Source organism: Nonomuraea sp. NPDC003201, assembly GCF_053590415.1.
Genome location: NZ_JBSFTC010000497.1, coordinates 1 through 5,516, shown reverse-complemented (window position 1 = coordinate 5,516; position 5,516 = coordinate 1). Strand labels below are relative to the sequence as shown.

The 5,516-nt window shown below is 74.8% G+C and carries 6 protein-coding genes; all 6 read right to left on the bottom strand.

Going from position 1 to position 5,516, the window contains the following annotated elements:
• The coding region (locus ACWDX9_RS58945) for a condensation domain-containing protein (protein WP_449972301.1) at positions 1-1,589 on the bottom strand (1,589 nt) is incomplete at its 3' end.
• Entirely contained in the window at positions 1,586-3,457 is a 1,872-nt protein-coding gene (locus ACWDX9_RS58940) for a non-ribosomal peptide synthetase (RefSeq protein WP_449972299.1), read from the bottom strand. The genes ACWDX9_RS58945 and ACWDX9_RS58940, both read right to left, overlap by 4 nt.
• A 15-nt stretch (positions 3,458-3,472) precedes the next feature.
• Complete coding sequence (locus ACWDX9_RS58935; RefSeq protein WP_449972302.1) at positions 3,473-3,637, bottom strand: MbtH family protein; 165 nt, start codon at positions 3,635-3,637, stop codon at positions 3,473-3,475.
• Positions 3,638-3,645: 8 nt separating this feature from the next.
• On the bottom strand, positions 3,646-4,953 hold the full coding sequence (locus ACWDX9_RS58930; RefSeq protein ID WP_449972297.1) for a condensation domain-containing protein: 1,308 nt from the start codon (positions 4,951-4,953) through the stop codon (positions 3,646-3,648).
• Positions 4,954-4,961: 8 nt separating this feature from the next.
• On the bottom strand, positions 4,962-5,201 hold the full coding sequence (locus ACWDX9_RS58925; RefSeq protein WP_350735567.1) for a phosphopantetheine-binding protein: 240 nt from the start codon (positions 5,199-5,201) through the stop codon (positions 4,962-4,964).
• Positions 5,195-5,516, bottom strand: a 322-nt coding sequence (locus ACWDX9_RS58920; RefSeq protein WP_449972294.1) for a phosphopantetheine-binding protein, incomplete at its 5' end; no start/stop codon positions are given. The genes ACWDX9_RS58920 and ACWDX9_RS58925, both read right to left, overlap by 7 nt.

Below are 5,516 nucleotides of genomic sequence, written 5' to 3'. Positions count from 1 at the left end.
ATCGCCCCCACCCGGCACGTCTCCGTCACGCTCGACTCGCCCGGGTCGAGGGCTTCGGCGACCGAGTGGTGGGAGTCCCTGACGGCGGCGGACGGGGCCAGCCGCACGGCCACCACGTCACCCTCCCGGACGCCGCTCTCCCGCAGGGTGCCGGCGAGCGCGCCGGCCCGGTCCCAGAGGGCCGCGTACGAGACCACCTGGTCGCCGCAGCGCACGGCCACGGCCTCCGGCGTCCGGCGCACCACGTCCGCCACCAGCTCCAGCACCCCGTCCGCGACCGGCTCGGCGGGACCGTCGGCCAGCTCGGCCATCGCCTTCTCGTCCAGCCAGGTCCACGCGGGAAGCCGCGAGATCGGCGTGTCCGGCCTGGCCACGGCCCCGGCCAGCAGCGTCAGGTAGCGCTCGGCGATCGTCGCCACCTCGCCGGCCTCGAACACCGCGCCGTCGTAGCCGAAGCAGATCGCCAGCTCCTCCCCCGCCGGCCAGACCTCCACCAGCAGGTCCACCACGATCTGCTCGTGGCGTCCCTCGAAGTCCGACACCCGGACCCCGCCGTACGCCCGGTCCTGCCCGGCGGCGTAGTCCTGCAGGATGAACACGGTCGGCAGCAGCGTCTCGACGCCGCGCGCCAGTCGCTCCAGCAGCGGCGCGGGCCGGCCCATCGCGTCCAGCACCACCGCTTTGACCCGCCCGAGCAGCTCGGCGAACGTCGGATCGCCCGCCAGGTCGCCGCGCAGCGGCAGGGTCTGGGTGAGGTAGCCGACCATCCGCTCCAGCTCGACCCGGTCCCGCCCGGCGACCACGGTGCCGACCACCATGTCGTGCTGCCCGCTGTGCCGGAACAGCAGCGCCTGGTAGGCCGCCATGAGCACCATGAACGGGGTCGCCCGGTGGGCCACGGCCAGCCGCTCGACCTCGGCGAGGTGCCGCGCGCCCAGCCGTACCCAGTGATAGCCGCCCTCCCGGACGGCCGCGCGCGCTCCCGGACGGGCGAAGGGCAGCTCGGTGACCGGTGGCGCGGCCAGCGCCTCGGTCCAGTACGGCATGGCCTTGTCGGCCCTGCGCCGCTGCCAGCGGGCGTAGTCGCTGGACTGGATGCGCACGTCGGGCAGGCGGGCGGGGCGGCCCTCGACGGCGGCGGCGTAGTGCTCGCCCAGGTCGTCGAGCATGATCTCCAGGGAGTGCCCGTCGGCCAGGATGTGGTGCAGCGTCAGGCACAGCACGTGATCGTCCGGGGCGACCTCGACGACGGCGACCCGCAGCGGGACGCCCGCGGCCAGGTCGAAGGCGGCGTTGGTGCGCTCGGCGACCAGCGCGCCCACCTGCTCCCCGGCCGCCGTCAGCCACTCGATCCGCGGCGACCACCCGGCCGGCCCGGCCACCGCCCAGGGCGTGCCGTCCTCCTCGGTGAAGGCGGTGCGCAGGCTCTCGTGCCTGGCCACGAGCGCCCCGACGGCGGCGGTGAACGCATCGCGGTCGAGGGGGCCGCGCAGGCGTCGTACCAGGTACATCGTGTACGAGGCGTCGCCGGGCTCCAGCCGCTGGAGCATCCAGAGCCGTTCCTGCGCGGGCGACAGCGGCGCCCTCATGACCCGGCCGCCAGGTCGTCGAACAGCCCCTGGAGCTCCTCGGCGCTCAGGCCGTCGAGCTGGTCGCGCAGCGCGGCGACGTCGGCCAGGCTGAGCTCGGCGTCGTCCATGTCGTCGAGCCGGGCGGCGAACCCGGCGATCGTCGGACGCTCGAACAGCACGACGATCGGCACCTCGAGGCCGTACCTGGCTTGGACCCTGGCGATGATCTGCGTCGCGGCCAGGGAGTGGCCGCCGAGCTCGAAGAAGTCGTCGTCGGCGCCGATGGGCTCGGTGGCGCCGAGCACCCCCGCCCAGATCTCGGCGAGGTCGGACTCGACCCCGGCCGCCGGGGCGCGGAAGGCGGCGGTGCCGGGGCGCGTCCACGACGGGGTGGGCAGGGCGGCGCGGTCGAGCTTGCCGTTGGGGGTGAGCGGCAGGGACGTCAGGGTCGTGTGCCGGACCGGGATCATGTAGTCGGGGAGCGCGGCGCGCAGTCGTTCGCGCAGCGCGGCCCAGTCCACGGCCTGTGCCCGCGGGACCAGGTAGGCCACCAGCCGCCCGTCGCGGACGGCGGCCGCGGCGTCCCTCACCTCGGCGGCCGATCGCAGGGCCGCCTCGATCTCGCCCAGTTCGATGCGGAATCCGTGCACCTTGACCTGCTGGTCGGCGCGGCCGAGGTACTCCAGCCGGCCGGCGGGCGTGATCCTGGCCAGGTCGCCGGTGGCGTACATGCGGGCGCCGGGGACGCCGGCGTACGGGTCGGGCAGGAAACGCGCGGCCGTCTGGCCGGGCAGCCCGTGGTATCCCCGGGCGACCCCCGCGCCGCCGATGTGCAGCTCGCCGGCCTCCCCGTCGGCGACCGGCGTCCCGTTCCCGTCCAGCAGGTGGAGCGAGGTCCGCCCGATGGGCGAGCCGAGATCCACGGCCTCGGGTCCCGGTCGCACCCGGCCGGCCGTGGACCACACGGTGGTCTCGGTGGGGCCGTACACGTTCCACAGTTCGGCGCCGTCGGCCAGCAGCGCGTCCGCGAGATCGCGGGGCAGCGCCTCGCCGCCGCACAACCGGGTCCTGATCGTCGCGGGGACCCCGCCGGACTCCAGCAGGATCCGCCAGCCCGCCGGCGTCGCCTGCATGATCGTGACCCCCTCGGCGACGGCCCGTTCGCGCAGCGCCCACCCGTCGGAGACCTCCCCGGTGGCCGCGATCACCACCCGGCCGCCCGTGAACAGGGGCAGCAGCAGCTCCAGGACCGAGATGTCGAACGACAGCGTCGTGACGGCCAGCCACCGGTCCTCCGGCCCGATCGGCAGCAGCTCGGCGAACGACTCCAGCAGGTTGGCCACGGCCCGGTGCGGCACCGCCACCCCCTTCGGGCGGCCGGTGGAGCCCGAGGTGAACATCAGGTACGCCAGCCGGTCCCCATCGGCCGCGACCCCGCCGGCCGGGGCGGGAGCGCCGGTCAGCGGCCTGCCCCCGGGCGAGAGCGTGACGACGGCGGGAACGCCGTCCAGCAGCGCGGGATCGACGCCCGTCTGGGTCAGCACCAGGCCGATGCCGGCGTCCTGGCGCATCATGCGCAGCCGTCCGGCGGGAAAGGCCGGATCCAGCGGCACGTACGCCCCGCCCGCCGTCCACACGGCGAGCATCGCCACGAGCATCCCGGTGGTCCGCTCCATGCACAGCCCCACGGGCGTCTCGGGGCCGACGCCGTGCCCGCGCAGCACGGCGGCCAGGTCCTCGACGCGCCGGTGCAGCTCCCGGTAGGTCACCTGACCGTCGGAGCCGGTCACGGCCACCGCGTCGGGGGCCTTGTCCAGCCACCGCCAGATCGTGCCCGCCGTCCCGTTCGCGGCACTGCGCGGGGGCGGCGTCGTGTCGTCACTCAACGTCGGTATCGCCTTTCAGTTTCGCAGGCTGAGCGGGCGCATGTCCGTCCAGACGGTCTCGATGTGGGCCAGGCACTCCTCCTGGGTGCCCGCGAACCCCGCGTCGGCCCAGCCGGGCGGCAGTTCGCGATCCGCGGCCCAGACGGAGTACTGCTCCTCGTGGTTGACGACCACGCGCATCTCGGCACTCACGTGTTCTCCTCGCTGACCAGTAGCGTCTCGACCTCGCGCAGCGTCGCCTCGATCGCCTCCCGGGGCAGGAGGGCGGTGTCGGCGAGCAGGTCCAGCCGGCAGGTGTGGGTGGCGGGCCCGGCGGTGCAGAACACCTCGGCGTCCACCTCCGGCCAGGCCCCCACCGGGAAGATCCGGCCGGGGGTCGCGGGCGGGTTCGGCGGCAGGTTGGGCCAGCCCCCGGCCACCCGTACGTCGTTGAAGTAGGCGGTGGGCGGCGGCCCGGTCTCCTCGATCAGCGCCCGCTGGCCGGCCGGGTCGTAGCGGGCGTGCCGGTACGCCGCCAGCACCCCCCGGTTCGCGGCCCGCACCACCTCGGCGAGCGGCTGGCCCGGGGCCACGTCCAGGACGAAGATCCCGTCCTGGACGAGGGTGGCCACCATGGGCGCCAGCCGGGGATCGTGCCGGTTGCCCACGATGAGCTGCAGCGCGACCGTGCCGCGGCCGGTCAGCCGGGACAGCAGCGTCGCGTACGTCCCGAGCAGCACGCTGCTGGTGCTCACCCCCCAGCGCGCGGCCAGCCCGGTGGCCGCCGCGCCGAGCGCCGCCGACTCCATGCCGAGCTTGACGAACCTGGGCTCCTCGGGCCTGCCCGGCGGCGCGGCGAACAGCGGGCGCGGCATCCGTTCCAGCGCCGCCCGCCAGTACCTGAGCGCCCGCTCGCCGCGGGCCGCGCCCTCGGGCGAGCGTTCCTCGGCGGCCAGGTCGAGCGGCTGCGGCACGTCCTGCGGCAGCGGCTCCCCGGACAGCAGCCGCGGCCACTCGCCGGCGATGACGTCGAGCGCCAACCCGTCCACCGCCATGTGCGTGAACGCGAACGCCACCGCGCGCGGCCTGCCGCCGTCCATGACGACGGCGCAGCGCACCGGGAGCTCGTCGGCGTAGTCGAAGCCCTTGGCCGCGAGGTCGGCGGCGATCTCCCCGGCCAGCACCCTGGGCCGGGAGCCGGCGGCGTCCACCAGCTCGACCGCCAAGCGCCCCTGCCCCGCGACCCGCTGCACCATGCCGGTCTGCTCCGCGTCAGGGAGCCAGTTCGTCCGCAGGCTCTCATGCCGTCCGAGCAGCCGCGCGAGAGCGGCGAGTACGGCTGGCAGGTCGGGCTTGCCGTGCACCGGCAGGGCCCACGGCATGTTGAAGTACGGGTCGCCAGGGGGCAGCCACTCGGTGAGCCGCCAGATCGCCCGCTGGCCCCAGGTGAGCGGCCCCTGTCCGGATCTGGCGCCGGTGAACTCGACCGTCACGGGTCCGATCACGGGTCCGATCATGGGGCCGATCATGACGGGCGGCCCGCGAACCGGGACAGGTGGTCGACCAGCCCGTCGAGCGTGTCGAGGCTGCCGTCGAACTCGATGTCGAAGCCGAACGCCTCCTCGATCGCGTCGATCAGCCGGATGTAGCCCAGCGAGGTGAGGCCGAGCGCCGTCAGCGAGCAGTCGGCCGCCAGCACCTCCGCCGCGGTGAGCTCGCCGTCGCTGGCCTGGGCCACCAGCGCGGCCACGCGCTCCCTCAACATGCCTGCTCCCGCAGGCGGGCGACCTCCGCCGCGATGCTGGTCGCGGTGGCGTCGTCGATGAACACCTCGAAGGAGAGCTCCACGCCGTACCGCTCCCGGGCCCTGGCCATGATCTGGGTGATCGTGAGGGAATGGCCGCCGAGATCGAACAGGTCGTCGTCGGGTTCCACGTCGTCCAGTTCGAGCTCCTTGGCGAAGATGGCCTGGATCTCCCGTACGAGCTCGGCAGCCACCGGCCCGGCCGCTCCCCTGTCGGCGGTGATCACGGACGCCGCCGGCACGGGGGCGGGCAGCGGCAGCCGGTCCAGCGGCGCG

Coding starts and splice junctions, on each gene's coding strand:
- ACWDX9_RS58935 (WP_449972302.1), bottom strand. CDS start 3,637: ATGCGCGTGGTCGTCAACCACGAGGAGCAGTACTCCGTCTGGGCCGCG.
- ACWDX9_RS58930 (WP_449972297.1), bottom strand. CDS start 4,953: ATGATCGGACCCGTGATCGGACCCGTGACGGTCGAGTTCACCGGCGCC.
- ACWDX9_RS58925 (WP_350735567.1), bottom strand. CDS start 5,201: ATGTTGAGGGAGCGCGTGGCCGCGCTGGTGGCCCAGGCCAGCGACGGC.